Source organism: Georgenia satyanarayanai (assembly GCF_009193135.1).
Taxonomy (GTDB): domain Bacteria; phylum Actinomycetota; class Actinomycetes; order Actinomycetales; family Actinomycetaceae; genus Oceanitalea; species Oceanitalea satyanarayanai.
Map to the genome: position 1 here is coordinate 1 of NZ_VUKC01000008.1, position 24427 is coordinate 24427.

Sequence of the window (24427 nt, forward strand, 5' to 3'; positions counted from 1 at the left end):
CCGCCCCCGGCGCACGACACGGCACCCCCGGCCCACCCGGGACCGGCCGAGGAGGTGCTCCCCACGGTCCGCCTGTCCGACGGCCGTGTCCTCGCCGCCGGCCGCACCCTCCTCGGGCGCGCGCCGCAGCCCCGCGCGGACGAGGAGCCGGCCGCGCTGCTCCCCGTCCCCGACGAGCGCGTGTCCAAGACCCACCTCACGGTGACGGTCGAGGCGGACCGGGTCGTCGTCGTCGACCGCGGCTCGACGAACGGCACCGTCCTCCACCTGCCCGACGGCTCCAGCCGGCCCCTGACGGCGGGCGAGCCGGTCGAGCTGGGCGAGGGCGACGTCGTCCTCCTCGGCGCGACGACGCTGACCGTCGGGGACGCCGACGTCGAGCACACCGTCCTGCGTGAGCCCCGGTGACGGGGAGTTGTCCCCATGGGGAGCGCGCGACACCGCGGACCGGCCTGCGGTACAACGAGACTGTGACACGCGAGAGGAGAGGCCACGATGAGTGACATCGTCGTCGACGAGAGCTACCTGAACGGGACGATCACCGATCTCGACAACCTCAGTTCCGACCTGAGCGGGCTGTGCGAGACCGTGCGCGGGATGGACGGGCTCGTCGTCGGTGCCGCGCCGGTCTTCGACGAGATCCACGAGTTCGGCGGCAAGTGGTCGCGGACCGCGGAGGACCTCTCCGAGGACGCGACGAAGGCGGCGGACTACCTGCGCCTCGTCCTCGAGGTCTTCGCGGACGTCGACCTCCAGATCGCCCAGCAGTTCCTCGACCGGATGGAGGCGGACGGCTGATGGGCAACTACGTCACGGTCCAGACGCGCGAGCACGCGAACATCGGCTACGACCCCTGCCCGGGGTCGCCCGAGGGAAGCACCGCCCTCGCGGAGCAGGTGCGCGGCTTCGCCGACCGCATCGACGAGATGCAGACCTTCCTCCAGGGCGCGCGCAACGACCTCGAGCTCGCCGGCTGGGCGGGGGAGAACCGGCGTGCCTTCCAGGAGACGATGGTCGAGTTCCCCCCGCGCCTCACCCGGGTCTCCTCCGCCTTCGACACCCTCCAGCAGGCGATCCGCGACTGGGCGGGCGAGCTCACCGACTTCCAGACGCGCAGCCTCGAGCTCGACGCCGAGCTCGGCACCGCCCGGGAGGCCGAGGCGGCCGCCGAGACGGCTCGCCAGACCTTCCTCGACAACCGCACCGACGTCGGATGGACCGACGACGACGAGATCGACCAGTTCAACCGGCTCGACGGTGACCTCAGCACGGCGAGCGAGAACACCCGCGACGTCGAGCGCCGGATCGGTGACCTGGAGTCGGAGTACCGGGAGCGTGCCGTCCACTACGGCGGCCTCATCAGCACGGCCGCCGGGGACGCGTGGGGCGGGGGCTTCTGGGCCTCCGTCGGGGACGTCTTCGACGGGATCGGCGACTGGGTCGAGGACTCCTTCATCGGGGACTTCGCCCGCTGGTCGGCACCGTTCTGGGACGTCGTCAGCGAGTGGGGCGGCTGGATCTCGGCGGGGCTCACCGTGCTCGGCGCGGTGTCGCTGTTCGTCTTCCCGCCCGCCGCGCCGTTCCTCTTCGGCGGCGCGGCGATCGCCGGCGGTGCCGCGACCGTCGCCGACGGGATGCTCGCCGCGAGCGGCTTCGGCGGGTGGGGAGCGGTGGGGCTGGGCCTCGTCACCATCGGCATCGGCAAGGGCGTGGCCAAGGCCGGTGACAAGATCATCGAGGTCTACCAGCGCACCGGCCGCGCCGACGAGCTCATCAACGTGCGGGTCGGGAACGTCAGCGGCACCTACCGCCCGAGCCTCTTCACGGCCACCGAGATGCACTCCGACGAGCTGTGGTGGCACTTCGTCAGCATGAAGGGGCAGCAGGCCGAGTGGGCCATCAACGGGTACTCGCTGTCCCAGAGCTTCGTCCAGGACGGGGAGGCGCAGCCGGTCGAGCAGGGCTACTCCGCCTTCGAGGGCGGCAACCCGTGGGACCTGCCGCCCAACATCGCCTACCTCGAGGACCGCGACGGGGAGCTCGTCAAGTGACACGGGCACGGGTGGGTGATCTGCCCACGACGTCGGTGGCCGAGTTCCGGACGGCGGCCTGGCCGGTGAAGAACCGGGCGATGACCGGGCGCGTGGTCCTCGACCTCTTCCTCACCTGGGCGGGGCTCGGCGCGTTCGGCATCCTCCTCGTCGTCGCGCTGGTCGGCGTGGCCACGGGCCAGGACGGAAGCCTGCCGATGGCCGCCCTCGCGGGGGTCCTCACGGTCCTCCTCGGCTGGCGGGTGCTGCGCAGGCTGCGCGGCGCCCGGCAGGTGAGGGAGGCGGTCGACGGCCTCAGCCGTGAGGTGGACGCGCGGGCCGCGCGCGGCGTCATCCCGGTGACGCCCGACGGCTGGCAGGGGCAGCTCCCGCCCCCGCCGCACGAGCACGCCGGCACGTGGCTGTGAGCGTGGCGAGCCCGTGGCAGGTGGACGTCGCAGTCCCCGACGGGCTGGGTGACCTCGGCCTGCACCGCGACGAGGACGAGGCGGCCTCCCGGTTCCGCCGCCAGCTCGCCGAGGCCCTCGGGGCGGAGCGGGCGGCCGAGGTGGGCCCGGCGGCGGAGCGGGAGTTCCGCCGCGCCCGGGCCGAGTACGTCGGCAAGCCGGTGCTGTGGAGCGGCTTCCTGCTCCTCGCCTCGCACGCGGCGTCCGGGCTCGACCTCACGCTCGACCCCACCGCCCTGCCCGACGACCCGGCCGAGGCCGACCGCGTCCGGGCCCTCGCCGACGTCGAGGACGCCCTGCTCCTCACGCTCAGCGTCGGCGTCTCCCCGGTCAGCCTCCCGCCGTCGGGGCCGCTCACCGCGGCCGGGCTCATCAGCCGCACCCTGCGGGCGCAGTTCGGTGAGGACGCGCACGTCCACCTCGTCTCCTACGGCAAGCGCCAGGCGGTGGCCTCCGTCCGGGTGGTCGAGCCGCCCGCGACGCGCCGGGCAGCCGGGGACGACCACCCGCCGGCGGAGCAGACCGCCCCGCCCGCCACGGTCCTCGCCGAGGTGCGGGTCCCGTTCGTCGAGGACGGCGCGATGGTCACCGTCACCGCCGCGACCGCGCAGGCCGGCGCCGTCGACCGGGCCGTGCTGCTCGCGGGCAGCATGGCCCGCAGCGTGCGGCTGCGGACCCCGGGCCGGCGCACCGAGGGGGCGCAGGCTCTCGGCGACGGCCCCGACGACGCCGCCGCGACGCCCGGGCACCACGCCGAGCCGGCCGCGCACCGGGACGGCGGCCCGGCGACCGGCGCGGTGACGCCCTCCCTGCGGGTCCTCCTGCCCGACGGCACGCCCGTGCCGGCGGGCCTGGTCCTCCTCGGGCGGGGACCGAGCCGCACCGACGCGCGTCCGGCCGACCACACGGTCACGCTGCCCGACGCCTCGGTGTCCCGGACGCACCTCGCCCTGCGCGTGGGCGACGGCACGGTCACCGCGACCGATCTCCACTCCACCAACGGCACCGTGGTGCGGCGGGAGGGCCGGGTGCACGCCCTGCCCGCGGGCGAGGAGGTCACCCTCGTCGCCGGCGACGAGCTCAACCTCGGGCGGGCCGTCCTGCGCGTCGTCCACGGGTGACGGAGGCCGCTGTCGTCGGACGCTGCGCGGGCCGGTCGGCGCGGTGCGCTACAGTCGGTGGCGTGCACCACCTCCGGAGTCTTCTCCTCCTTCGCTGCCGCGGCGAGGCCCTCTAGCAGCCGGCCCCTCGTCGCGGTGTCTCTCGTGCCCGGCGCACCAGACAACAGCGAAGTGGATGAACGATGAAGACCCGCACCCCCTCCAACGCCCAGCAGCCCTCGCGGATGCCGACCGGCAAGTACCGCCCCTTCCACGAGGTCAACGGCATCGACCTGCCGGACCGGCAGTGGCCCTCGCGCCGCATCACCCAGGCGCCGCGCTGGCTGTCCACCGACCTGCGTGACGGCAACCAGGCGCTCATCGAGCCGATGGACCCGGCCCGCAAGCGGCGCATGTTCGACCTCCTCGTCCGCATGGGCTACAAGGAGATCGAGGTCGGCTTCCCGGCCGCGAGCCAGACGGACTTCGACTTCGTCCGCTCGATCATCGAGGACGGCGCCGTCCCCGAGGACGTGACGATCTCCGTCCTCACCCAGGCCCGCACCGAGCTCATCCAGCGCACCGTCGACTCCCTCGTCGGGGCGGCGCGCGGCACCGTCCACCTGTACAACGCGACGGCGCCCGTCTTCCGCGACATCGTCTTCCGCAACGACCGCGAGGCCACCAAGGAGCTCGCCGTCGCCGGCACCCGTGAGGTCATGGCCTACGCGGAGAAGGTGCTCGACCCCGACGCCGTCTTCTCCTACGAGTACTCGCCCGAGATCTTCATCGACACCGAGATCGAGTACGCGCTGGAGGTGTGCGAGGCCGTCATGGACGTGTGGCAGCCCGACGCCACCCGCGAGATCGTGCTCAACCTGCCCGCCACCGTGGAGCGCGCCACCCCCAACGTCTACGCCGACCAGATCGAGTGGATGAGCCGCCACCTCTCCCGCCGGGAGTTCGTCGCGCTGTCGGTCCACCCGCACAACGACCGCGGTACCGCCGTCGCGTCCGCCGAGCTCGCCGTCATGGCCGGCGCGGACCGGGTCGAGGGCTGCCTGTTCGGCCAGGGCGAGCGCACCGGGAACGTCGACCTCGTCACCCTGGGGATGAACCTCTTCAGCCAGGGGATCGACCCGCAGATCGACTTCTCCGACATCGACGAGATCCGGCGCACCGTCGAGCAGTGCACCCAGATGGACGTCCACCCGCGCCACCCCTACGGCGGCGACCTCGTCTACACCGCCTTCTCCGGCTCCCACCAGGACGCCATCAAGAAGGGCTTCACCGTGCGCGAGGAGCGCGTCGCCGCTGCGGGCGGTGACCCGACCGCCGTGGCCTGGGACGTGCCCTACCTGCCGGTGGACCCGCTGGACGTGGGCCGCAGCTACGAGGCCGTCGTCCGCGTCAACTCCCAGTCCGGCAAGGGCGGGGTCGCCTACCTGCTCGCCAGCACCCGCAACCTCGACCTGCCGCGCCGCCTGCAGATCGAGTTCTCCGGAGTGGTCCAGAAGGTCACCGACGCCTACGGCGGGGAGATCAGCGCCGAGCGGCTGTGGGACATCTTCTGCGACGAGTACCTGCCCGCCCCGGTCGGCTCCGGCCTGGCCCCGTGGGGACGGTTCGCGCTGCGCGGGACGACGCTGACCTCCGGCGGTGAGGGGGAGGGCGCCACGCTCTCCATGGAGATGGTCGACGGCGGCACCCCCCGCGAGCTGACGGCGACGGGCAACGGTCCCGTCGACGCCTTCACCAACGCCTTCGCCGAGCTCGGGGTCGAGGTCAACGTCCTCGACTACGCCGAGCACGCGCTCTCGACCGGTGGGGACGCGACCGCCGCGGCCTACGTCGAGTGCGAGGTCGACGGCCAGGTGCTGTGGGGCGTGGGCATCGACCCGTCGATCACGACGGCGTCCTTCCAGGCCATCGTCTCCGCCGTCAACCGCGCGGTCCGCTAGCCGGAGCCGGGCACGCGCCTGCCCCCGCTCGCGCTGGCACGGTCCTCCGGTCGCGAGGACCTCGGGCTCATGTCCACGACGGCGGGTCTGCTCACCTGCCTGCCCTGCTCGCGGGGCGGGCGAGATCAGCCGGCGTCCAGCTCCGGCGTGGCCACCGGCCAGACGATGCGCGTGCGCCACGTCGCCGGGTCGGGGTCGGACTGCGGCCCCGCCTCGTAGAGCTCCCAGCTCTCGTCGCGGACGTGGACGTCGTGCTCCCCGGTCCAGCGCTCGAGCTCCGCGTAGGTGTCGCTGAGGGCGTCGTAGCCGCCCCGGTGGATCGCCTCGACTGCCCGGGCGGACGGCAGCGAGCCGGCGACGAGGTCGCCGCCCCCGCTCCAGGGCTCGGTGAGCGGGAACCCGGCCTCGACGTCGACGACGTCGGTCGGGGCGCCCCGGTAGCGCGCGAACGGTGCGCCGCCGAGGTGCGCCCCGGCGCGCTCGACCGCCGCGGCCACCGCGTCGAACACCTCGTCGAAGAAGGCGGGCAGCTCCGCCACGGGCACCCGACGGCGGATGCCGACCGTCGGGCGTTCCTCGACGTCGATGAGTGCGATGTCGGTCATGGTTCCTCCTCGAGTGACGCCTCCGGCATGGAGGCACGGGTGACGAGCGAGCCGAGGCTCCGGCCCCAGGCCCGGGCGCGGTCGAGCTCGCCCGGCAGCAGGGGGCCCTCGGCGTCGCGGACGTAGAAGCTCTCCGGCTCGGCGACGAGCTCGGCGCCGAGCCGCCGGAGTACGCGGGCCGCGTTCCGGCCGGCGTGGCCGGGCAGGTCGGGGTGGCGCACGTGGGTGTCGAAGGTGGTGGCCCGCACGGCCAGCGGACCGGAGGCGGCGAGCCACTCCCGGATCCCGGAGGTGACGACTCGCCCGCCGCGGGCGGCGGCGTCCCGCCGGGTGCTCGGGCGGCTCATGCCCAGGGCGTGGGTCGGGCCACCGACGACGAGGAGGTCGGCGACCACCTCGTGGGGGAGCGGTGCGGACGCGACGTCGAGGAGCTCGACGGCGAGGAACGAGCCGATCCCCTCGGCCACCGCCCGTGCGACAGCAGCGGTGTTCCCCAGCTCCGACTCGTAGACGACGACCGCGCTCACCCAGACCCCTCCAGCCGTGCTGGCGCCCGCACCCCGAGCGTAACGCCGGGCGGGCGCACCGAGAAGGGCCCGAGGCCCTGCCCGGCGAGCCGGGTCGCTGCCGGACCGCGCCGCGGGGGAGAATGGGCCGGTGAAGCTCTACCGGGACGAGGCCGTGGTGCTGCGCACCCACAAGCTCGGTGAGGCAGACCGGATCATCACCCTGCTCACCCGCGCCCACGGCCGGGTCCGGGCGGTGGCCAAGGGCGTGCGCCGCACGAGCTCGAAGTTCGGGGCGCGGCTGGAGCCCTTCTCGCTCGTCGACGTCCAGCTCCACATCGGGCGCAGCCTCGACATCATCACCCAGGTCGAGTCGCAGGCCCCCTACGGGCGGGCCCTCGGCGCGGACTACTCCCTGTACACGACGGCGACGGCGATGGTCGAGACCGCCGAGCGGCTCACCGAGGAGGAGGCCGAGCCGGCACCGCAGCAGTACCTTCTGCTCGTCGGCGGGCTCCACGCCCTGGCCACCCGCCGCCACCCGGCGAGCCTCGTCCTGGACTCCTACCTGCTGCGCTCCCTCGCCGTCGCCGGGTGGGCGCCGAGCTTCGACGACTGCGCCCAGTGCGGGCGGCCGGGCCCCCACCACGCCTTCCACGTCGCCCAGGGCGGTGCGGTGTGCGACCGCTGCCGCCCGCCGGGTTCCTCGGCGCCCGCACCGCAGACCCTCGAGCTCCTGGGCGCGCTGCTGTCGGGCGACTGGCCCGCCGCTGAGTCCGCCGCCCAGCGGGAGCGGGACGAGGCCTCCGGCCTGGTCGCCGCCCACCTCCAGTACCACCTCGAGCGCCAGCTGCGCTCCCTGCGTCACGTGGAGCGCGTGTGAACCCTGTCCCGCCCCCGCCGCACCCCTCCGGGGCCCGCCCGCCGGCGATCGACGCCCGCTTCGTGCCCAGGCACGTCGCCGTCGTCATGGACGGCAACGGCCGGTGGGCCAACGCGCGCGGGCTGCCGCGCGTCGAGGGGCACAAGGCGGGGGAGGCGAGCCTCCTGGACCTCGTGGCCGGCGCCATCGAGATCGGCGTCACGCACGTCTCCGCCTACGCCTTCTCCACCGAGAACTGGAAGCGCTCCCCGGAGGAGGTCCGTTTCCTCATGGGGTTCAACCGCGACGTCCTGCGCCGCCGGCGCGACCAGATGCACGAGTGGGGGGTGCGGGTCCGCTGGGCGGGGCGCCGCCCGCGGCTGTGGCGCTCGGTGGTCTCCGAGCTCGAGGAGGCCGAGCGGCTCACCGCCGGCAACACCCTGTGCACGCTGACGATGTGCGTCAACTACGGCGGGCGCGCCGAGATCGCCGACGCCGCCAAGCAGATCGCGCGGGAGGTCGCCGCCGGCCGGCTGGACCCGGAGAAGGTCACCGAGCGGACGGTCGCGCGGTACCTCGACGAGCCGGAGCTGCCGGACGTCGACCTCTTCCTGCGCACCTCCGGGGAGCAGCGGACGTCGAACTTCATGCTGTGGCAGTCGGCCTACGCCGAGATGGTCTTCCTCGAGGAGCACTGGCCCGACGTCGACCGGCGCAGCCTGTGGCGCGCCGTCGAGATCTACGCCTCCCGCGACCGCCGCTACGGCGGCGCCGTGGACGCGGCCACGCCGCCGTCCTAGCGGAGGTTGCCCGCCCGGCGCGCGCGCAGGCGCAGGGCGACGATGGTGACGCCCGCGCCCCCGAGGACGACGAGGACCACCACCCCCGCCGGGGAGCCCGCTGCCGCGGCCAGCGCCGCGGTCCACACCGCGAAGCCGATCGTCGAGTAGATCGCGGCCCACGCGAGGGCACCGGGCACCTGGGCGAGCGTGAAGCGCAGCCAGTGGATGCGCAGGACGCCGGCGCCGGCCATGACCATGCTCTGGAAGCCGACGGTGAGGTAGGCGAGCGGCACGACGACCAGCCCCCACCGGCGGATCGCGTCGACACCTCGCTGGGCGCCCTCGCCGTTGAGCACGCGGTGCGCCCGCAGCCGCCAGCCCCCGGTCGGGTGGGTGTGGCGCAGCGCCTGGACGGTGGCGAGGCGCCCGAGCCAGTAGATGCCCTGGCCGCGGAGCATCGCCCCGAGGAAGAGGAAGGCGAAGACCAGCCAGAACGGCCAACCGGTGAGGAGCTCAGGCACGGCCGACCGCGCGCTGCCGCGAGCAGTCCGCGCACTGGCCGAAGAGGTCGATGGTGTGCTCGATGTCGGTGAACCCGTGGTGCGCGGCCATCTCCTCGGCCCACGCCTCCACCGCCTCCCCGCTGATCTCCACCGTGGTGCCGCACGTGCGGCACACGAGGTGGTGGTGGTGCTTGACGCTCTCGCAACGCCGGTAGAGGGCCTCGCCGTCGTCGGTCCGCAGGACGTCGACCTCGCCTGTCTCCGCCATGGTCTGCAGGGTGCGGTACACGGTGGCGAGCCCCACGGCGTCACCGGCGTCGCGGAGCGACTCGTGCAGCTGCTGGGCGCTGCGGAAGTCGTCGGTGCGCTCGAGGAGGTCACTGACCGCGGCGCGCTGCCGCGTCATCCGGGGTCTCATATGGCCTCACGAAGCTCGACGTCGTCCTGGAGGTCCGGGTGCGGGTCGGTCGACGGGCGGCGCCGCCCGAGCAGCGGACGTACCAGTGATACTACGCCGAAGATCCCGATGGCCAGCACGACGATCATCGCCCCGGGGGAGAGCGGGTAGGCGTAGGTGATGGTCAGCCCGGCGATGCTCACCGTGACCCCGATGGCCATCGCCAGCGTCATCGTGGCAGCGAAGGACCGCATGACGAGCTGGGAGGTCGCCACGGGCACGATCATCAGGGCCGAGACGAGGAGCACGCCGACGACCCGCATGGCGACAGAGACGGTGAGCGCCGCCAGCACCGCGACGACGACGTTGAGCAGCCGGACCGGCAGGCCGCTCGCGCGGGCGAACTCCTCGTCGTGGGACAGCATGAACAGGGCGGGCCGCAGGCCGACCCCGACGACGAGGATGACGGCGGCGAGCGCGATGGTCACCCACAGGTCGGAGAGGGACACGGTGGCGATGGAGCCGAAGAGGTAGCCGTTGAGGTTCGCCGTCGTCCCGCCGGCGAGCCCGATGAGCAGCACGCCGCCGGCGATGCCGCCGTAGAAGAGGAGCGCGAGCGCGAGGTCCGCGCTCGTCCTGCCCCGCTCGCGCACGACCTCGATCGCGACGGCGCCGAGGACGGACGCGACGACGGCGCCGGGGATCGCGAGGGTGTCGTGGGGGGTGAGGCTCAGGGCGCCGCCGACGAGCCAGCCCACCGCCACGCCGATGAGCGCCATGTGCCCGATGCCGTCGCCCAGGAGCGCAAGGCGACGCTGGACGAGGTAGGTGCCCATGACCGGTGCGATGAGTCCGACGAGCACGGCGGCGATGAGGGCGCGCTGCATGAGCGGGCTGGCGAGCATGTCGAGGAGGAGGGTCATGGCAGCTCCAGCCGCAGCTCGGGGCGGTGCGGGTCGACGGCGGGCTCGCCGTCGTGCGCGTGGTGGTGCTCGTGCTCGGGGTCGCGGTGGCCCGCCGCCGCCGGCGGCGGCGGCCCGTCGTGCACCACCCGGCCGTGCCGCAGGACGACTGCCCGCGCGAGCAGGCCGGCGAGTGGTCCGAGCTCGTGGAGGACGACGAGCACGCTCGTCCCACGCTCGCGCAGGCCGGTGAGCGTGGCGGCCAGCGCCTCCTGGGAGTGCCGGTCGATACCGGAGAGCGGCTCGTCGAGGACGAGGAGGTCGGGCCGGCGGACGAGGGCGCGGGCGATGAGCACCCGCTGCTGCTGTCCACCGGAGAAGACCCGGACGGTCTCGTGTGCGCGGTCGGCGAGTCCGACCTCGTCCAGGGCCGACAGGGCAAGGTCGCGCCAGCCGCGCGGCGGGCGCAGGCGGCGGTTGTCGAGCAGGCCGGAGGAGACGACCTCGAGCGCCGTCGCCGGGGTGCCGGACGCCGCACCGACCCGCTGCGGCACGTACCCCGCCCGGCTCCACGGGACGCGCCGGCGCTGGGTGGTGACGTCGGTGCCGAAGAGCTCGACGGTGCCCGCGCTCGCCGGCACGACCGACAGCAGCGCCTTGACGAGGGTGGACTTGCCCGAGCCGTTGGCACCGAGCAGGGCGACCATCTCGCCCTGCCGCACGTCGAGGTCCACGCCCTGGAGGATCCGGGCGCTGTCGAGGGTGACGTGGAGGCCGCGGACGCGGACGGGTGGGGCCATGGACTCGTATGCTGCCACGTCCTGCCGCGAGCCGGTCATCGGGAGGAGCAGCCGAGGGCCTCGCTCAGGGCGGCGAGGTTGGCGCGCATGACGTCGAGGTAGTCCGCCGACTCGTCGAGCTGGTTCTCCAGCGGGTCCAGGACCGTGGTGGACACGCCGAGGTCGCGGGCGAGCGCCTCGCTCACCGCGGGGCTGACGAGGGACTCGACGAAGATCGTCTCGACGTCGTGCTCGGAGACCACGCGGGTGATGTCGGCGAGGCGGGCGGGCGAGGGCTCGGACTCGGGGTCGATGCCGGACAGCCCTTCCTGGTGCAGGCCGCGGTCGGTCGTGAGGTACCCGTAGGCCTCGTGGGCGACGACGATCGTGTCGCGCTCGCACCGGGTCAGCGTCGCGGTGAGGTCCTCGTCCAGGTCCTGGAGCTCGTCGACGAGCGCGTCGGCGTTCTCGCGGTAGGTCGCGGCGCCGTCGGGGTCGAGGCCGGCGAGCTCCTCGGCGAGGGCGTCGGCCACCTCCGCGAGGCGGGCGGGGTCGAGCCAGAAGTGCGGGTCGAGGTTCTCCGCCCCGTGGTCGTGACCGTCCTGGTCGTCGTGCTCGGTGTGGTCAGGGGAGAGGAGCTCGGTGTGGTCAGCGGCGTCGAAGGTGGGGGCCGCCGTGCCGGCGACGGCCTCGTCGACGGCGGCCTGGAAGCCCGAGAGGTAGACGACGAGCGCGGCGCCGTCCATGTCCGAGACGGTGCGCGGTGCCAGCTCGAGGGAGTGCGGGTCCGCACCCGGAGGCGTGAGCGAGGAGACGTCGAGGCGCTCGCCGCCGATCTGCTCGGCGACGAACTGGAGCGGGTAGAAGCTCACGAGGACGTCGAGCGCGCCGTCCTCGTCCGCGCCGCCGTCCTCACCGGTGAGGGCCGCGCACCCGCCCAGCGCGAGAGCGGCGACGGCGGCGGGGACGAGGAGGGAGCGGAGGCGACGCATGAGACTCATTCTCAGAACTGTTGAGAATGGTTGTCAACTCGGTGGGCTGTGACAAGCCTCGCCCCGGCGCCCGGGCCGCGCCGGTCCGCGGGGGTAGGTTAGGGCGGTGCCCGACGGGCACCACGTCCGCACCGCGGTGCGGCTGTCCGACGCTCGCACCAGCCAGGTGCGGGTCTGCCCAGTTCGTACCAGCCAGGTGCGGACCTACGACATTTGGAGTGATTGACGTGGCCGCTGCGCCTTCCCGACTGGATTCCGTCATCAACCTCGCGAAGCGGCGAGGCTTCGTCTTCCCCTCCGGGGAGATCTACGGCGGCACCCGGTCCGCGTGGGACTACGGGCCCCTCGGCGTGGAGCTCAAGGAGAACATCAAGCGCCAGTGGTGGCGCACCGTCGTGCAGGCGCGTGAGGACGTCGTGGGGCTGGACTCCTCGATCATCCTGCCCCGCCAGGTGTGGGTCGCCTCCGGCCACGTCGGGGTGTTCACCGACCCGCTCACCGAGTGCCTCTCCTGCCACAAGCGCTTCCGCGCCGACCAGATGGAGGAGGAGTTCGAGGAGAAGAAGGGCCGGGCCCCCGAGGGCGGCCTCGCCGAGATCTCCTGCCCCAACTGCGGGACCCGCGGCCAGTGGACCGAGCCGCGCGACTTCAACATGATGCTCAAGACCTACCTCGGCCCCGTCGAGGACGAGTCCGGGATGCACTACCTGCGCCCCGAGACCGCCCAGGGCATCTTCGTCAACTTCGGACAGGTCATGACCGCCGCACGCAGGAAGCCGCCGTTCGGCATCGCGCAGATCGGCAAGTCCTTCCGCAACGAGATCACCCCCGGCAACTTCATCTTCCGCACCCGCGAGTTCGAGCAGATGGAGATGGAGTTCTTCGTCGAGCCGGGCACGGACGCCGAGTGGCACCAGTACTGGATCGACGCCCGCACCGAGTGGTACACCGACCTCGGGATCAGGCGGGAGAACCTGCGCCTCTACGAGCACCCGCAGGAGAAGCTCTCCCACTACTCCACGCGCACCGTGGACATCGAGTACCGCTTCGGCTTCGCGGGCAGCGAGTGGGGCGAGCTCGAGGGCATCGCCAACCGCACCGACTTCGACCTCAAGACCCACACCGAGCACTCGGGCCAGGACCTGTCCTACTTCGACCAGGCCAAGAACGAGCGCTGGGTGCCCTACGTCATCGAGCCGGCCGCCGGCCTCACCCGTTCGCTCATGGCCTTCCTCGTCGAGGCCTACAGCGAGGACGAGGCGCCCAACGCCAAGGGTGGGGTCGACAAGCGCACCGTCCTCAAGCTCGACCCGCGCCTGGCGCCGGTCAAGGCCGCGGTGCTGCCGCTGTCCCGCAACGAGCAGCTCTCCCCGGTGGCCCGCAACCTGGCCGCGGAGCTGCGCCAGTACTGGAACGTCGACTTCGACGACGCCGGTGCCGTGGGCCGTCGCTACCGCCGCCAGGACGAGATCGGCACCCCGCTGTGCGTGACGGTCGACTTCGACACGCTCGAGGACCAGGCCGTGACCATCCGCGACCGCGACACCATGAGCCAGGAGCGCGTCGCGCTGAGCCAGGTGCGCAGCTACCTCGCCGAGCGCCTCGTCGGCGCCTGATCGCCGCCGCCGGGGGGCCGCCCCGGCGGCGGCTCCCACTGGCCGGGGGAGGGCGTGTGCGCGAGACGTCCAGCTGAGTCACCAGGTGAGTCAGCCGGACGTCATGCGACGGGCTCTCTCCCCGGCCGGCGAGCCGCGACCCGTGCCTCCGGCAGACGGGGTGTCGTGCCGCCGACGGCGCCGCGGGCCGGGTTAGGTTCACCCCGATGACCCACACCCACGTGCTAGACGAGACGCCTGCGCAGCTCCCACCCGTGCAGGCGCGGCGGGCACGGATCGTGCTCGCGGCGCTCGTCGTGCCGCTCATCCTCGCGACGCTGGCCGGGCTCGTGTGGCTGTGGCCCACGGGGGAGAGCCCGGTCGGCTCCCGGCAGCTCCTCGCGGAGGGCATGAGCGTGGAGATCGCCGAGGTCGTCGAGATCACCGCCACGCCCGGCCAGGAGGTGCGCGCCGAGCTCCTCACCGGCGTCGGGAAGGGGCAGGTCATCCCGGTCCAGGTCCCGCCCGAGGTGATGGACAACGGGACCGACGTCGGGGACCGGATGCGGCTGCTGTTCAGTGCCGCGGGCCTCGGCTCGGGCAGCCCGTACATCTTCTGGGACTTCGAGCGCACCGTCCCGGTCGCCTGGCTCGCCGTCCTCTACGCCCTCGTCGTCGTCCTCGTCGCGCGCTGGCGTGGGCTGGCGGCGATGGCGGGGCTGGCCGCCTCCCTCGCCGTCGTCGTGGTGTTCGTGCTGCCCGCGCTCATGACGGGTGCGCCGCCCCTGCTCGTCGCGCTCGTCGGCTCGAGCGCGATGATGTTCTTCTCGGTCTACCTCGCCCACGGGGTCTCGATCCGCACGACGACGGCGATCCTCGGGACCTTCATCGGGCTCGCGGTGACCACGGGCCTGGCGACGTGGGGGACCCGTACCGCCAACCTCACGGGCACGACCTCCGAGACCGCGCTCATGCTCTCCGGCACCTTCCCGGGACTGCGGCTCCAGGACCTGCTGCTCTGCGGCATCGTCATCGCCGGCCTCGGTGTCCTCAACGACGTGACGATCACCCAGGCCTCGGCGGTGTGGGAGCTGCACGCCGCGGACCAGACGATGCCGCGGCGCCGGTTGTGGCTCGGCGGTATGAGGATCGGGCGGGACCACATCGCCTCCACGGTCTACACCCTCGCCTTCGCCTACGTCGGGACCGCGCTGCCCGTGCTCCTCATGGCCGCCTCCTACGACCGCGCCTTCCTCGAGACGCTCATGGCCGGGGAGATCGCTGAGGAGATCGTCCGCACGCTCGTGTCCTCCATCGGCCTGGTCCTCGCCATCCCCGCGACGACGGCGATCGCCGCGGCGCTCGTCCGGGTGAGCGCCAGGCGCGCGCCGCTCGAGGGACGCACCCACCGGCGAGAGAAGGTCGTCACGGCGCGTCCCAGCACCTCACCGGGTGCCCCGGTCTGACGTCCGGCGGACGCTGTCCCGCCCGGGCCGGATGGCGTGACGGCAGCCACGGTGACGGCCCCGCCCGCGCCTGGGAGAATGCCCTGATGACCTCCCTCCAGATCGGCCCGGTGTCGGTGGGCAGCCCGGTGGTGCTGGCCCCGATGGCCGGCGTCACCAACCCGCCCTTCCGCCGCCTGTGCCGCGAGGCCGGCCTGGCCGCGCTCGACGACGAGGCGCGCGCCGCTGCCCGCCCCGGCGAGCACGCCCCGGCGGGGCTGTACGTCACCGAGATGGTCACCTCGCGGGCGCTCGTCGAGCGCACGCCGGAGACGATGCGCATGGTGAGCGCCGACCCGCTCGAGCCGGTCCGCTCCGTCCAGCTCTACGGCGTCGACCCCGCGACCGTCTCCGCGGCGGTGCGCATCCTCGTCGAGGAGGACCGGGCCGACCACGTCGACCTCAACTTCGGCTGCCCCGTCCCCAAGGTCACCCGCAAGGGCGGCGGCGCCGCGCTGCCGTGGAAGCGCGACCTCTTCCGGGCCATCGTCACCGGCGCCGTCGCGGCCGCCCGCGAGGGCTCACGCCACCGCGACCGCGAGGTCCCGGTGACCATCAAGATGCGCATGGGCATCGACGACGACCACCTCACCTACCTCGACGCCGGGCGCATCGCCGAGCAGGCCGGTGTCTCCGCCGTCGCCCTCCACGCCCGCACCGCCGCCCAGCACTACTCCGGGGAGGCACGGTGGGAGACGATCGCCCGGCTCAAGGAGACCGTCCGCAGTGTCCCGGTGCTCGGCAACGGCGACATCTGGTCCGCCGAGGACGCCGTCGAGATGGTCGAGCAGACCGGCTGCGACGGCGTGGTCGTCGGGCGTGGCTGCCAGGGGCGGCCGTGGCTGTTCACCGACCTCGTCGCCGGCTTCGCCGGGTCCCCGCTGCGGGTGCAGCCGGGGCTCGCGGAGGTCGCCGCCGTCATCCGCAGGCACGCCGAGCTCATGGTCGAGCACTTCGAGTCCGAGACCAAGGCGCTGCGGGAGCTGCGCAAGCACATGGCCTGGTACCTCAAGGGCTACGTCGTCGGCGGGGACGCGCGCCGCGAGCTCGGCCTGGTGAGCACCCTGACCGAGCTCGACGAGCGTCTCGCCGCCCTCGACCTCACCCAGGCCTACCCGGGCGAGGGCGCCGAGGGCCCGCGCGGCCGCGCCGGGTCCCCGAAGGTCCCCCACCTGCCCGAGGCCTGGCTGGACAGCCCGGAGATCGACGAGCGCCTGCGGCGGCTCCTCACCGAGGCCGAGCTCTCCGTCTCCGGCGGCTGACCGCCGGGCCCGGCCTCAGCCGCGGGTGCGGTAGATGCGCATGGTGATCGGCGCGAAGACCGCGGTGAGCACGGCCGAGGCGACGAGGACCCAGCCGACGTCGGAGAACGTCGCCCCGCCGCTCATGAGGCCGCGCACCGCGGTGACGAGGTGGCTCACCGGGTTGACCTCGACGACGGTCTGCAGCGCCGAGGGCATGGTCCGGGGGTCGACGAAGATGTTCGACGCGAAGGTCAGCGGCATGAGCACGAGCATCGACACGCCCATGACGGCGTTGGGGCTGCGCATGACCAGGCCGAGGATCGTGAAGATCCAGCTGAGCGAGAAGGCGAAGACGAGCAGCAGCAGCAGCGCGAGGACCACCCCGGTGGCCCCGCCCTGCGGTCGGAAGCCGAGAAGCAGCCCGAGGACGAGCGTGACGCAGGAGGCGATCGTGTACCGCACCGTGTCCCCGAGGAGTGCCCCGACGATCGGCGCGGGCCGCCAGATCGGCAGCGAGCGGAAACGGTCGAAGACGCCCTTGGTGATGTCGGTGTTCAGCGTGAAGCCGGTGTAGACGCTGACGATGAGCACCGTCTGGACCATGATCCCCGGCAGCAGGAACTGCAGGTAGGTCCGGGTGTCCCCGGCGATCGCGCCGCCGAAGAGGTAGGTGAACATGAGCGTGAAGATGACCGGGGTGAGCGTCACGTCGAAGAGCTGCTCGGGCACGTGCTTGATCTTGAGCAGCGCCCGGTGGGCGAAGGTGAAGGTCGAGCTCACCGCCGAGGCGCGCCCCGGCCTGTCGAGGACCTCCACGGCCTCGCGGAGCGCGGTGTTCGCGCCGATGTCGAGGGACCTCATGGCGTGGCCTCCGCCTTCTGCTCGGCCGGCTCCTCGGCCGGGCTGCCGGTGAGGGCGAGGAACACCTCGTCCAGGCTGGGCTGGCCGAGCGCGAACTCCGGGACGGTGACGCCGGCCGCATGGAGGGCGGCGAGCGCCCGGGCGGGGGAGTCGGGGGCGTCGTCGGGCACCCGGGCGCTGAGGCCCAGGCCGTCGGGCAGCTCGGTGACGGGGGTGCCGAGCACGTCGTCGAGGACGGCCACGGCGCGGGGCCGCTCGGCGCGGTCGGCGACCCGCAGCGTCACCGTGCCGGTGCCGACGGACGCCTTGAGCTGAGGTGCGGTGCCCTCGGCGATGAGCCGGCCGTGGTCGATGACGGCGATCCGGTCGGCGAGCTGGTCCGCCTCGTCCAGGTACTGCGTGGTGAGGAGCACCGTGGTGCCGTGGGCGACGAGGAGCCGGACGATGTCCCACACCTGGTTGCGGCTGCGCGGGTCCAGCCCGGTGGTCGGCTCGTCGAGGTAGAGCACCCGCGGGCTCATGACGAGACTCGCGGCGAGGTCGATGCGGCGGTGCATGCCGCCGGAGTAGGTCTTGACCTGCTTGCCCGCGGCGTCGGCGAGGTCGAAGGCGGCGAGCAGGTCCGCCGCCCGCTGCTTGGCCCGGGCGGCGGAGAAGCCGTACAGGCGGGCGAGCAGCACGAGGTTCTCGGTGCCGGTGAGGTCCTCGTCGACGGAGGCGTACTGGCCGGTGAGGCCGACGTCGGTGCGCACGGCGTCCGCCTGGCTGCGGATGTCGTGGCCCAGGACGCGCGCCGTGCCGGCGTCCGGCACGAGCAGCGTGGCGAGCATGCGCACGATCGTCGTCTTGCCCGCACCGTTGGGCCCGAGCAGGCCGTAGACGGTCCCGCGTTCGACGGTGAGGTCGACGCCGTCGACGGCGGTCGTGTCCCCGAAGCGTTTGACGAGGCCCTCGGCCTCGATGGCTGGTCCGTTTCCCATGGTGGCTCCTTCGCGTTGTGGTCGGTCTGACCGCTGCCGGACCCGGAAGTCATCGCCCGAGGGGAGGGTACGCCCGGCCACCGACACCCGGACAGGGCTTTTCGGGCATGCCGGGGACACGAAGAGCCGGACCCCGTCGGGGGGTCCGGCTCCGCGCGGTGGGTGTCAGGCGCGTTCGCGCAGCCAGACGGCCGTGTCGGTCGGCAGGGTGTCGCCGTCCAGCGGACCGCTCGCGACGAGCACCTCGTGGCCAGCGGGGAGCGCGACCGGCTCGGCCCCGAGGTTGGCGATGACGACGACGGCGGCACGGGCGGTGTTGCGGACCGCGACGACGTCCTCGCCGGCCGGCAGGAGCTCCATCGCGCCCGCGCCGAGGCGGTGCTCGGCGCGCAGGGCCAGGGCCCGGCGGTAGAGGCGCAAGGTGGAGTCCTCCTGCTGCTCCTGGACGTCCGGGGCGAGCTCCGACCACGACTCGGGCTGGGGCAGCCAGGTGCGGCCGGTGGGGGAGAAGCCCAGGCCCGGGGCGTCCGAGCGCCACGGCAGCGGCACGCGGCAGCCGTCGCGGCCCTTCTCGGCGTGGCCGGTGCGCCACCACGCCGGGTCCTGGCGCAGCGAGTCGTCCAGGGTGGTGTGCTCGGGCAGCCCGAGCTCCTCGCCCTGGTAGACGTAGGCGCTGCCGGCGAGGCCGAGCATGAGGAGGGAGGCAGCGCGGGCGCGGCGCAGGCCGAGCTCGGCGTCCGGCTGGGTGTCCTCGGCGCCGATGCCGTTGGGGCCCTTGCCGGTCTCGGCCAGGCCGAGGCGCGAGGCGTGCCGCACGACGTCGTGGTTGGACAGCACCCACGAGGTCGGCGCCCCGACGGCGTCGTTGGCGGCGTAGGACCCGGCGATCGACGCGCGCAGCGCCGCGGCGTCCCACCGGGTGACGAGGAAGTCGAAGTTGAAGGCCTGGTGCATCTCGTCGGGGCGCACGTACAGCGCCAGGCGCTCGAGCGGCTCCACCCAGGCCTCGGCGACGAGCATGCGCTCGCCGTCGTACTCGTCGAGGACGGCCCGCCACTCGCGGTAGATCTCGTGGACGCCGTCCTGGTCGAACATCGGGCTGCGGCCGGTCACGGCGTCGTCGCTCGCGTCCGGGGCGATGACGTCACCGTCCGAGAGCCCCTCCTCGACGTCGGTGCCCTCGACCATGCGCACGTGCCCGGCCCAGTCGGGCAGGCCCGGGGCCTTGACCAGGCCGTGGGCGACGTCCACCCGGAAGCCGTCGACGCCGCGGTCGAGCCAGAAGCGCAGGATGCTGCGGAACTCGTCGTGGACCTCGGGGGAGTCCCAGTTGAGGTCGGGCTGGCTGGAGTCGAAGAGGTGGAGGTACCACTGGCCGTCGCGCTCCCAGGAGCTGCCCGGGGCGTCGGGACGCTCGCTCACCCGCGTCCACGCGGAGCCGCCGAAGACCGACTGCCAGTTGTTCGGCGGCTCCTCGCCGCGCTCGCCGCCACCCTCACGGAACATGTAGCGCGCCCGGGCCGCCGAGCCGGGACCGTCGGCCAGCGCCTGGCGGAACCACACGTGCTGGTCGGAGGTGTGGTTGGGGACGAGGTCGACGACGACCCGCAGGCCCAGCTCGTGCGCGCGCGCGATGAGCGCGTCCGCGTCGGCGAGGGTCCCGAAGAGCGGGTCGACGTCGCGGTAGTCGGCGACGTCGTAGCCGGCGTCCTTCTGCGGGGAGCGGTAGAAGGGGGAGAGCCACACGGCGTCGACACCGAGCCGCGCGAGGTGGTCGAGGCGCTCGGTGATGCCGGGGAGGTCGCCGATCCCGTCGCCGTCGGCGTCCCCGAAGGAGCGCGGGTAGACCTGGTAGATGACGGCGGTGCGCCACCACTCCGCGTCGGCCGTCGGCCGGTGCACGACCTGTCCGGTGAGCGGGGTCTGAGGCGGGTGAGGGCTGGCGGTCACAGGCGCGTCCATCTCTCGGCGGGTGGGGGGTCCGCAGTACGTTACCCGCGCTCCGGAGCCCTGCCCAACGACCCGAGGCCCCGAAACGCCACCGACGCCGCTGCGCAACGGTCGCGAAACACCGCGTTGGGACCGTGTGCCCACCGGGCGCCCGGCCCGGCCGCACACGCGAGGAGCCACATGAACACGACTCACCCACGGGGGCGTGCCCTCACCGCCCTCACCGCCGTCGCGCTCACGGCGGGCGTCCTGCTCGCGCCCGCGGCGGGCGCCGCCCCGGCCGAGGACCTGCCGCACGTCACGGTCGTCGCCACCGGCGGCACGATCGCCGGCAAGGCGCAGGGCCGCGACACCTTCACGAGCTACCGCGCCGGGACCTACCCGATGGCCGACATGGTCGCCCAGCTCGAGCCGGAGATCGGGGCCTTCGCCGACGTCGACGTCGTCCAGTTCGGCAACTCCGGGTCCGGCGGCTACACGATCGAGCAGTACCGCGAGCTCACCGCCACGGTCGAGGAGGCGCTGGAGGAGTCCGACGCCGTCGTCGTCACGACCGGCACCGACACGATGGAGGAGTTCGCCTACTGGCTCGACCTCACCGTGCAGAACCGCAAGCCGGTGATCCTCACCGGTGCCATGCGGCCGTGGGCGGCGGGGGACACGGCCGGAGAGGCCGGCGTCATCGGCGCGGACGGCCCGGCCAACCTCCTCCAGGCGGTGCGACTCGGCGCGAGCCAGCAGACCTTCTGCTTCGGGACCGTCCTCATGCTCAACGACGAGATCCACGCCGCGCGCGACGTCACCAAGGGCAACACCACCCGCACCGACACCTTCGTCACCCGCCAGCTGGGTGCGCTCGGCTGGATCGACGGTGCCACCGTCCACGTCCAGCGGGCGCCGGCCCGGGTGCTCGACTGCGCCGACGAGGAGTGGTTCACGCCCTTCGACCTCGACTCGCTCGACCCGGCGCCGCTGCCCCGCACCGAGGTGTTCTACAACTACCAGCAGGCCGGGGGCGAGGCGATCACCGCCTTCGCCGAGGCCGGCGTCACCGGCATCGTCACCGCGGGCACCGGCGCCGGTGGCATCTCCTCCGCTCCCGGTCAGGCACGCCGCGACGCGATCGCCGACGGCGTGTGGTTCGTCAGCACCAGCCGCACCGGCAGCGGCACCGTCGACGGCGGCGGGGAGGGGATCATCGCCGGCGGGGACCTGCTGCCGCAGAAGGCCCGCCTGCTGCTCCTGCTCAGCCGCGCCTTCACCGAGGACATCGAGCAGGCGCGGGGCTGGTTCGCCACGCTCGGCACGCCGAGCTTCGACCAGTCCGCCCTCGCCGGCACCGTGAGCCCGACCCCGGGCGGCGAGCCGACCGAGCCCGGTGAGCCGACGCCCGGACCGACGGCCGGGCCGACGACCCCGCCCGCGACACCCGGGGACGAGCCGACCGGTGAGGTCCCGGCCGGGGAGGAGCCCGCCGGCGAGGAGCCTGCCGGTGAGGAGCCCGCCGGTGAGGAGCCGCCGGCGCCCGAGGAGGGGACCGACGCCGCCGCCGGCGGGAGCGGCAGCGGCAGTGGCGGCGGTGGGCTGCCCGCCCTCGGCGCGCCGGTCCAGGCCGCGCTCACCGCGGCGGCGCTCGCGGTCCTCGCCGGCGGCACGCTCTACGCGCTGCCCCGCCGCCGGGCGGGGGGCCCCCCCCCCGCGGCGTGCGGCGGGCGCGCCGGGGGGGGGGGCGGGGCCGCCCCCCCCCGCCGCGCGCTGCCGCGCGGGTCGCCCGGGCGTGCGCAGGGCAGCTGCCCGCGCTCTCGGTCGGCCGCTGTCGCTGATCTGCGCACAAGTCGACGACACCCCGGCGACACGCCGGGACAGGTGTCTCCCACGACCCCCACGCGCGGACGTGTGCGCGAGACCCGCGCGCCGGCGCCCTCAGCGCCGGGGTGCGGCGGCCGTGGAGCCCCGGACGATGAGCTCGGCGACGAAGAGGAGCTCACTGCGGGGGGCTCGCGAGCCGTTGATCTCGGCGACGAGTGACGTGACCGCCGCGTGGCTCATCGCGTCGACCGGCTGGCGCAGCGTCGTCAGCGGCGGGTCGGTGAAGGCCATGAGCGGGGAGTCGTCGAAGCCGACGACGGACACGTCCTCGGGAACCGACAGCCCGCGGCTGCGGGCGGCGCGGACGGCGCCGAGCGCCATGAGGTCGGAGCCGCAGATGATCGCGGTGCAGCCCTGGTCGAGGAGGATGCCGGCGGCGGCCTGGCCCCCCTCGAAGGTGAAGAGGGTGGGCACGACGTGCGCGGCGCCGTCGGGAAGGAGCGCGCCGACCGCGCGCTCGAAGCCCGCGCGCTTGCGCTGGGCCGGGACGAAGCGGTCCGGGCCGATGGCCAGGCCGAGCGAGGTGTGCCCCTGGGAGACGAGGTGGCGCACGGCGAGCTCCATGCTGCCGGAGTCGTCGGTGGAGAAGGCGGCGGCGTCGACCGCGCCGGTGTAGCCGTTGACGAGGACGAAGGGCACGCCCTTGGACTGCAGCCGCAGGTAGCGGTCGACGTCGGCCTCGGTGTCGGCGTGCAGGCCGGAGACGAAGACGATCCCGTCGACCCCGTGGTCGAGGAGCATCTCGACGTACTGGTCCTCGGTCGTCCCGCCGGGGGACTGCGTGCACAGCAGCGGGGTGTAGCCGAGCGTCGAGAGCACCGACTCGATGGACTGGGCGAAGGCCGGGAAGACCGGGTTGGTCAGCTCGGGCACGACGAGCCCGATGAGTCCTGCCGAGCGTGCCCGCAGCCGCTCCGGGCGCTCGTGCCGAGCATGTCGAGGGCCGCGAGGACCGCCTTGCGGGTGTCGGCGGCGACCTCCGGCTTGCCGTTGAGGACCCGGGACACCGTCGCGGTGCTGACCCCTGCCTGGTCGGCGACGTCCGTCAGTCTGGTGCGTCCCTGCATCGCAGACTCCTCCCTGCTGTCCTGTCCGTCCCGGTGTGCGGGTGCAATCGTTGCATGAAAGTTACTGCAACGTGTTGCACTCCGTTGCCGGACCGGCCTACGCTGCGCCGAAACGGCACAGCGACGCGGCTATGACGCCGGCGTCGCCTCGGCCCCGACAGAGGAGAGATATCGGATGCGCCGTAGCATCGTGATCACCGCAGCCGTCGCCCTGACGCTCGGACTTGCCGCGTGCGGCAGCGAGTCGGAGGAGCCGGAGGAGTCCACCCCCGAGGCGACACAGGAGTCCGAGGAGCCCACCGCCGCCGAGGGCGGCTCGCTCACCATCTGGGTCGACGACACCCGCGAGGCGGCCGTCGCCGCCGCGGCCGAGGCGTTCGAGGCCGAGACCGGCACCACCGTCGAGCTGGTCCAGAAGAACTTCGACGACATCCGCCCCGACTTCCTCGCCCAGGTCCCCACGGGTGAGGGCCCGGACATCACCGTGGGCGCCCACGACTGGCTCGGTGAGCTCACCGCCAACGGTGTCGTCGCCCCCGTCGAGCTCGGCGACAAGGCCGACGAGTTCGAGGACGTCGCGACCTCGGCCTTCACCTACGAGGGCCAGGTCTACGGACTGCCCTACGCGATCGAGAACATCGCCATCTACCGCAACACCGCGCTCGTGGACGAGACCCCGGCGACCTTCGACGAGATGATCGTCATGGGTGAGGAGTCCGGCGCGCAGTACCCCTTCCTCGTCCAGATCACCGAGGTCGGCGACCCGTACACGATGTACCCGTTCCAGACGTCCTTCGGGGCGCCGGTCTTCGAGACGAACGCCGACGGCAGCTACACCGCCGATCTCGCGCTGGGTGGGGAGAACGGCAACGCCTTCGCGCAGTGGCTCGCCGAGCAGGGCGAGGCCGGCACGCTCAACACCTCGTGGGAGTACGACATCGTCGTCGAGGCCTTCGCGAACGGCGAGGCGGCCTACCTCCTCGGCGGCCCGTGGATGCTCGCGTCCTTCGAGGGCGTGGACGTCGCCGTCGACCCCATCCCGTCGGCCGGCGGGGAGCCGGCGCAGCCCTTCACCGGGGTCCAGGGCTTCTACGTGAGCGCGCAGAGCGACAACGCCCTGCTCGCCACCGACTTCCTCGTCAACTACATGGCCACCGAGGAGGCGCAGATCGCGCTCTACGAGGCCGGTGACCGCACCCCGGCGCTGACCGCCGCCGCCGACACCGTCTCCGAGGACCCGGTCGCGGCCGGCTTCCGCGAGGTCGGCGCCGACGCCGTACCCATGCCCTCCATCCCCGAGATGGGTGAGGTGTGGAACTTCTGGGGCGTCACCGAGGGGCAGATCATCTCCGGCCAGCTCGACCCGGTCGACGGCTGGGAGAAGATGGTCGCTGACATCGAGGCCGCGATCGGCGGATGACGGACGTGCGCGGCGCGCCCGGCCAGCCGGGCGTGCCGCGCACGCGCCTG

At 73.4% G+C, this 24427-nt stretch carries 23 protein-coding genes and 1 pseudogene; 13 read left to right on the plus strand and 11 right to left on the minus strand.

The window, feature by feature from the left end:
• The 6 genes from GD632_RS09980 to leuA form a co-directional block, all read left to right on the plus strand.
• Nucleotides 1-408, plus strand: a 408-nt coding sequence (locus GD632_RS09980; RefSeq protein WP_152191639.1) for an FHA domain-containing protein, incomplete at its 5' end; no start/stop codon positions are given.
• 87 nt (nt 409-495) lie between these two features.
• On the plus strand, nt 496-798 hold the full coding sequence (locus tag GD632_RS09985) for a hypothetical protein (RefSeq protein WP_152191642.1): 303 nt from the start codon (nt 496-498) through the stop codon (nt 796-798).
• Nucleotides 798-2051, plus strand: coding sequence for a WXG100 family type VII secretion target (locus tag GD632_RS09990; RefSeq protein ID WP_152191644.1), 1254 nt, complete (start codon nt 798-800; stop codon nt 2049-2051). Before GD632_RS09985 ends, GD632_RS09990 begins: the two co-directional genes overlap by 1 nt.
• Before the next feature lie 11 nt (nt 2052-2062).
• Nucleotides 2063-2458 (plus strand): hypothetical protein, encoded by a 396-nt coding sequence (locus GD632_RS09995; RefSeq protein ID WP_152191646.1) that lies wholly within the window; start codon nt 2063-2065, stop codon nt 2456-2458.
• Nucleotides 2459-2460: 2 nt separating this feature from the next.
• On the plus strand, nt 2461-3618 hold the full coding sequence (locus GD632_RS10000; RefSeq protein ID WP_193311432.1) for an FHA domain-containing protein: 1158 nt from the start codon (nt 2461-2463) through the stop codon (nt 3616-3618).
• Nucleotides 3619-3800: 182 nt separating this feature from the next.
• Entirely contained in the window at nt 3801-5558 is a 1758-nt protein-coding gene (gene leuA, locus GD632_RS10005) for a 2-isopropylmalate synthase (protein WP_152191651.1), read from the plus strand.
• A 125-nt stretch (nt 5559-5683) separates the two neighbouring features.
• Here the strand turns inward: leuA and GD632_RS10010 are convergent, their stop codons facing one another.
• Both GD632_RS10010 and GD632_RS10015 read right to left on the minus strand, forming a co-directional pair.
• Nucleotides 5684-6163 carry a GyrI-like domain-containing protein gene (locus tag GD632_RS10010; RefSeq protein ID WP_152191653.1) on the minus strand — a complete coding sequence of 160 codons (480 nt, stop codon included), beginning with the start codon at nt 6161-6163 and terminating at the stop codon, nt 5684-5686.
• Complete coding sequence (locus GD632_RS10015; RefSeq protein ID WP_152191655.1) at nt 6160-6690, minus strand: flavodoxin family protein; 531 nt, start codon at nt 6688-6690, stop codon at nt 6160-6162. Before GD632_RS10015 ends, GD632_RS10010 begins: the two co-directional genes overlap by 4 nt.
• A gap of 130 nt (nt 6691-6820) precedes the next feature.
• On the opposite strand from GD632_RS10015, the gene recO reads away from it, so the two are divergent.
• Nucleotides 6821-7552, plus strand: coding sequence for a DNA repair protein RecO (gene recO, locus GD632_RS10020; RefSeq protein ID WP_152191657.1), 732 nt, complete (start codon nt 6821-6823; stop codon nt 7550-7552).
• Nucleotides 7549-8331: an isoprenyl transferase gene (locus GD632_RS10025; RefSeq protein ID WP_152191660.1), complete on the plus strand. Its 783-nt coding sequence runs from the start codon at nt 7549-7551 to the stop codon at nt 8329-8331. Before recO ends, GD632_RS10025 begins: the two co-directional genes overlap by 4 nt.
• On the opposite strand, the gene GD632_RS10030 is transcribed toward GD632_RS10025, so the two are convergent.
• From GD632_RS10030 to GD632_RS10050, 5 genes are read right to left on the minus strand one after another with little or no spacing between them, the layout of a single operon-like run.
• Nucleotides 8328-8834: a DedA family protein gene (locus GD632_RS10030; protein ID WP_152191662.1), complete on the minus strand. Its 507-nt coding sequence runs from the start codon at nt 8832-8834 to the stop codon at nt 8328-8330. The genes GD632_RS10025 and GD632_RS10030 overlap by 4 nt on opposite strands.
• Nucleotides 8827-9222 carry a Fur family transcriptional regulator gene (locus GD632_RS10035; RefSeq protein ID WP_319633114.1) on the minus strand — a complete coding sequence of 132 codons (396 nt, stop codon included), beginning with the start codon at nt 9220-9222 and terminating at the stop codon, nt 8827-8829. The genes GD632_RS10030 and GD632_RS10035 overlap by 8 nt, the downstream gene beginning before the upstream one ends.
• 8 nt (nt 9223-9230) lie before the next feature.
• Entirely contained in the window at nt 9231-10136 is a 906-nt protein-coding gene (locus tag GD632_RS10040) for a metal ABC transporter permease (RefSeq protein ID WP_152191666.1), read from the minus strand.
• Nucleotides 10133-10915, minus strand: a complete 783-nt coding sequence (locus GD632_RS10045) for a metal ABC transporter ATP-binding protein (RefSeq protein WP_152191668.1) — start codon at nt 10913-10915, stop codon at nt 10133-10135. Before GD632_RS10045 ends, GD632_RS10040 begins: the two co-directional genes overlap by 4 nt.
• A gap of 35 nt (nt 10916-10950) precedes the next feature.
• Complete coding sequence (locus GD632_RS10050) at nt 10951-11886, minus strand: metal ABC transporter substrate-binding protein (RefSeq protein WP_152191672.1); 936 nt, start codon at nt 11884-11886, stop codon at nt 10951-10953.
• A 227-nt stretch (nt 11887-12113) separates the two neighbouring features.
• On the opposite strand from GD632_RS10050, the gene GD632_RS10055 reads away from it, so the two are divergent.
• From GD632_RS10055 to dusB, 3 genes are all read left to right on the plus strand, one after another.
• Nucleotides 12114-13502 carry a glycine--tRNA ligase gene (locus GD632_RS10055; protein ID WP_152191676.1) on the plus strand — a complete coding sequence of 463 codons (1389 nt, stop codon included), beginning with the start codon at nt 12114-12116 and terminating at the stop codon, nt 13500-13502.
• 206 nt (nt 13503-13708) lie between these two features.
• A complete protein-coding gene (locus GD632_RS10060; protein WP_152191678.1) occupies nt 13709-14947 on the plus strand; it encodes a YibE/F family protein in 1239 nt (412 codons plus the stop codon).
• Nucleotides 14948-15033: 86 nt separating this feature from the next.
• Nucleotides 15034-16248 (plus strand): tRNA dihydrouridine synthase DusB, encoded by a 1215-nt coding sequence (gene dusB / locus GD632_RS10065; protein WP_152191680.1) that lies wholly within the window; start codon nt 15034-15036, stop codon nt 16246-16248.
• A 15-nt stretch (nt 16249-16263) separates the two neighbouring features.
• Here dusB and GD632_RS10070 read toward each other — a convergent pair whose 3' ends face one another.
• From GD632_RS10070 to GD632_RS10080, 3 genes are all read right to left on the minus strand, one after another.
• Entirely contained in the window at nt 16264-17091 is an 828-nt protein-coding gene (locus GD632_RS10070) for an ABC transporter permease (protein ID WP_152191682.1), read from the minus strand.
• Nucleotides 17088-18071 (minus strand): ATP-binding cassette domain-containing protein, encoded by a 984-nt coding sequence (locus GD632_RS10075; RefSeq protein WP_152191684.1) that lies wholly within the window; start codon nt 18069-18071, stop codon nt 17088-17090. The genes GD632_RS10070 and GD632_RS10075 overlap by 4 nt, the downstream gene beginning before the upstream one ends.
• A gap of 165 nt (nt 18072-18236) precedes the next feature.
• Nucleotides 18237-20033: a glycoside hydrolase family 13 protein gene (locus tag GD632_RS10080; RefSeq protein WP_152191686.1), complete on the minus strand. Its 1797-nt coding sequence runs from the start codon at nt 20031-20033 to the stop codon at nt 18237-18239.
• A 168-nt stretch (nt 20034-20201) separates the two neighbouring features.
• On the opposite strand from GD632_RS10080, the gene GD632_RS16010 reads away from it, so the two are divergent.
• Nucleotides 20202-22049 (plus strand): asparaginase, encoded by a 1848-nt coding sequence (locus GD632_RS16010; RefSeq protein WP_193311433.1) that lies wholly within the window; start codon nt 20202-20204, stop codon nt 22047-22049.
• On the opposite strand, the pseudogene GD632_RS10090 reads toward GD632_RS16010, so the two are convergent.
• Nucleotides 21945-22957: pseudogene (locus GD632_RS10090) on the minus strand (LacI family DNA-binding transcriptional regulator). The gene GD632_RS16010 and the pseudogene GD632_RS10090 overlap by 105 nt on opposite strands.
• A gap of 175 nt (nt 22958-23132) precedes the next feature.
• On the opposite strand from GD632_RS10090, the gene GD632_RS10095 reads away from it, so the two are divergent.
• Entirely contained in the window at nt 23133-24377 is a 1245-nt protein-coding gene (locus GD632_RS10095) for a sugar ABC transporter substrate-binding protein (RefSeq protein WP_152191688.1), read from the plus strand.
• Nucleotides 24378-24427: the final 50 nt, after the last annotated feature.

Bases quoted from the DNA above. Each gene is read 5' to 3' on its own strand.
- GD632_RS16010 (WP_193311433.1), top strand. From the start codon at position 20,202: ATGAACACGACTCACCCACGGGGGCGTGCCCTCACCGCCCTCACCGCC.
- GD632_RS10080 (WP_152191686.1), bottom strand. From the start codon at position 20,033: ATGGACGCGCCTGTGACCGCCAGCCCTCACCCGCCTCAGACCCCGCTC.
- leuA (WP_152191651.1), top strand. From the start codon at position 3,801: ATGAAGACCCGCACCCCCTCCAACGCCCAGCAGCCCTCGCGGATGCCG.
- GD632_RS09985 (WP_152191642.1), top strand. From the start codon at position 496: ATGAGTGACATCGTCGTCGACGAGAGCTACCTGAACGGGACGATCACC.
- GD632_RS10050 (WP_152191672.1), bottom strand. From the start codon at position 11,886: ATGCGTCGCCTCCGCTCCCTCCTCGTCCCCGCCGCCGTCGCCGCTCTC.
- GD632_RS10010 (WP_152191653.1), bottom strand. From the start codon at position 6,163: ATGACCGACATCGCACTCATCGACGTCGAGGAACGCCCGACGGTCGGC.
- GD632_RS10070 (WP_152191682.1), bottom strand. From the start codon at position 17,091: ATGAGGTCCCTCGACATCGGCGCGAACACCGCGCTCCGCGAGGCCGTG.
- GD632_RS09990 (WP_152191644.1), top strand. From the start codon at position 798: ATGGGCAACTACGTCACGGTCCAGACGCGCGAGCACGCGAACATCGGC.
- GD632_RS10040 (WP_152191666.1), bottom strand. From the start codon at position 10,136: ATGACCCTCCTCCTCGACATGCTCGCCAGCCCGCTCATGCAGCGCGCC.
- GD632_RS10045 (WP_152191668.1), bottom strand. From the start codon at position 10,915: ATGGCCCCACCCGTCCGCGTCCGCGGCCTCCACGTCACCCTCGACAGC.
- GD632_RS10075 (WP_152191684.1), bottom strand. From the start codon at position 18,071: ATGGGAAACGGACCAGCCATCGAGGCCGAGGGCCTCGTCAAACGCTTC.
- GD632_RS10035 (WP_319633114.1), bottom strand. From the start codon at position 9,222: ATGACGCGGCAGCGCGCCGCGGTCAGTGACCTCCTCGAGCGCACCGAC.
- GD632_RS10095 (WP_152191688.1), top strand. From the start codon at position 23,133: ATGCGCCGTAGCATCGTGATCACCGCAGCCGTCGCCCTGACGCTCGGA.
- GD632_RS10060 (WP_152191678.1), top strand. From the start codon at position 13,709: ATGACCCACACCCACGTGCTAGACGAGACGCCTGCGCAGCTCCCACCC.
- dusB (WP_152191680.1), top strand. From the start codon at position 15,034: ATGACCTCCCTCCAGATCGGCCCGGTGTCGGTGGGCAGCCCGGTGGTG.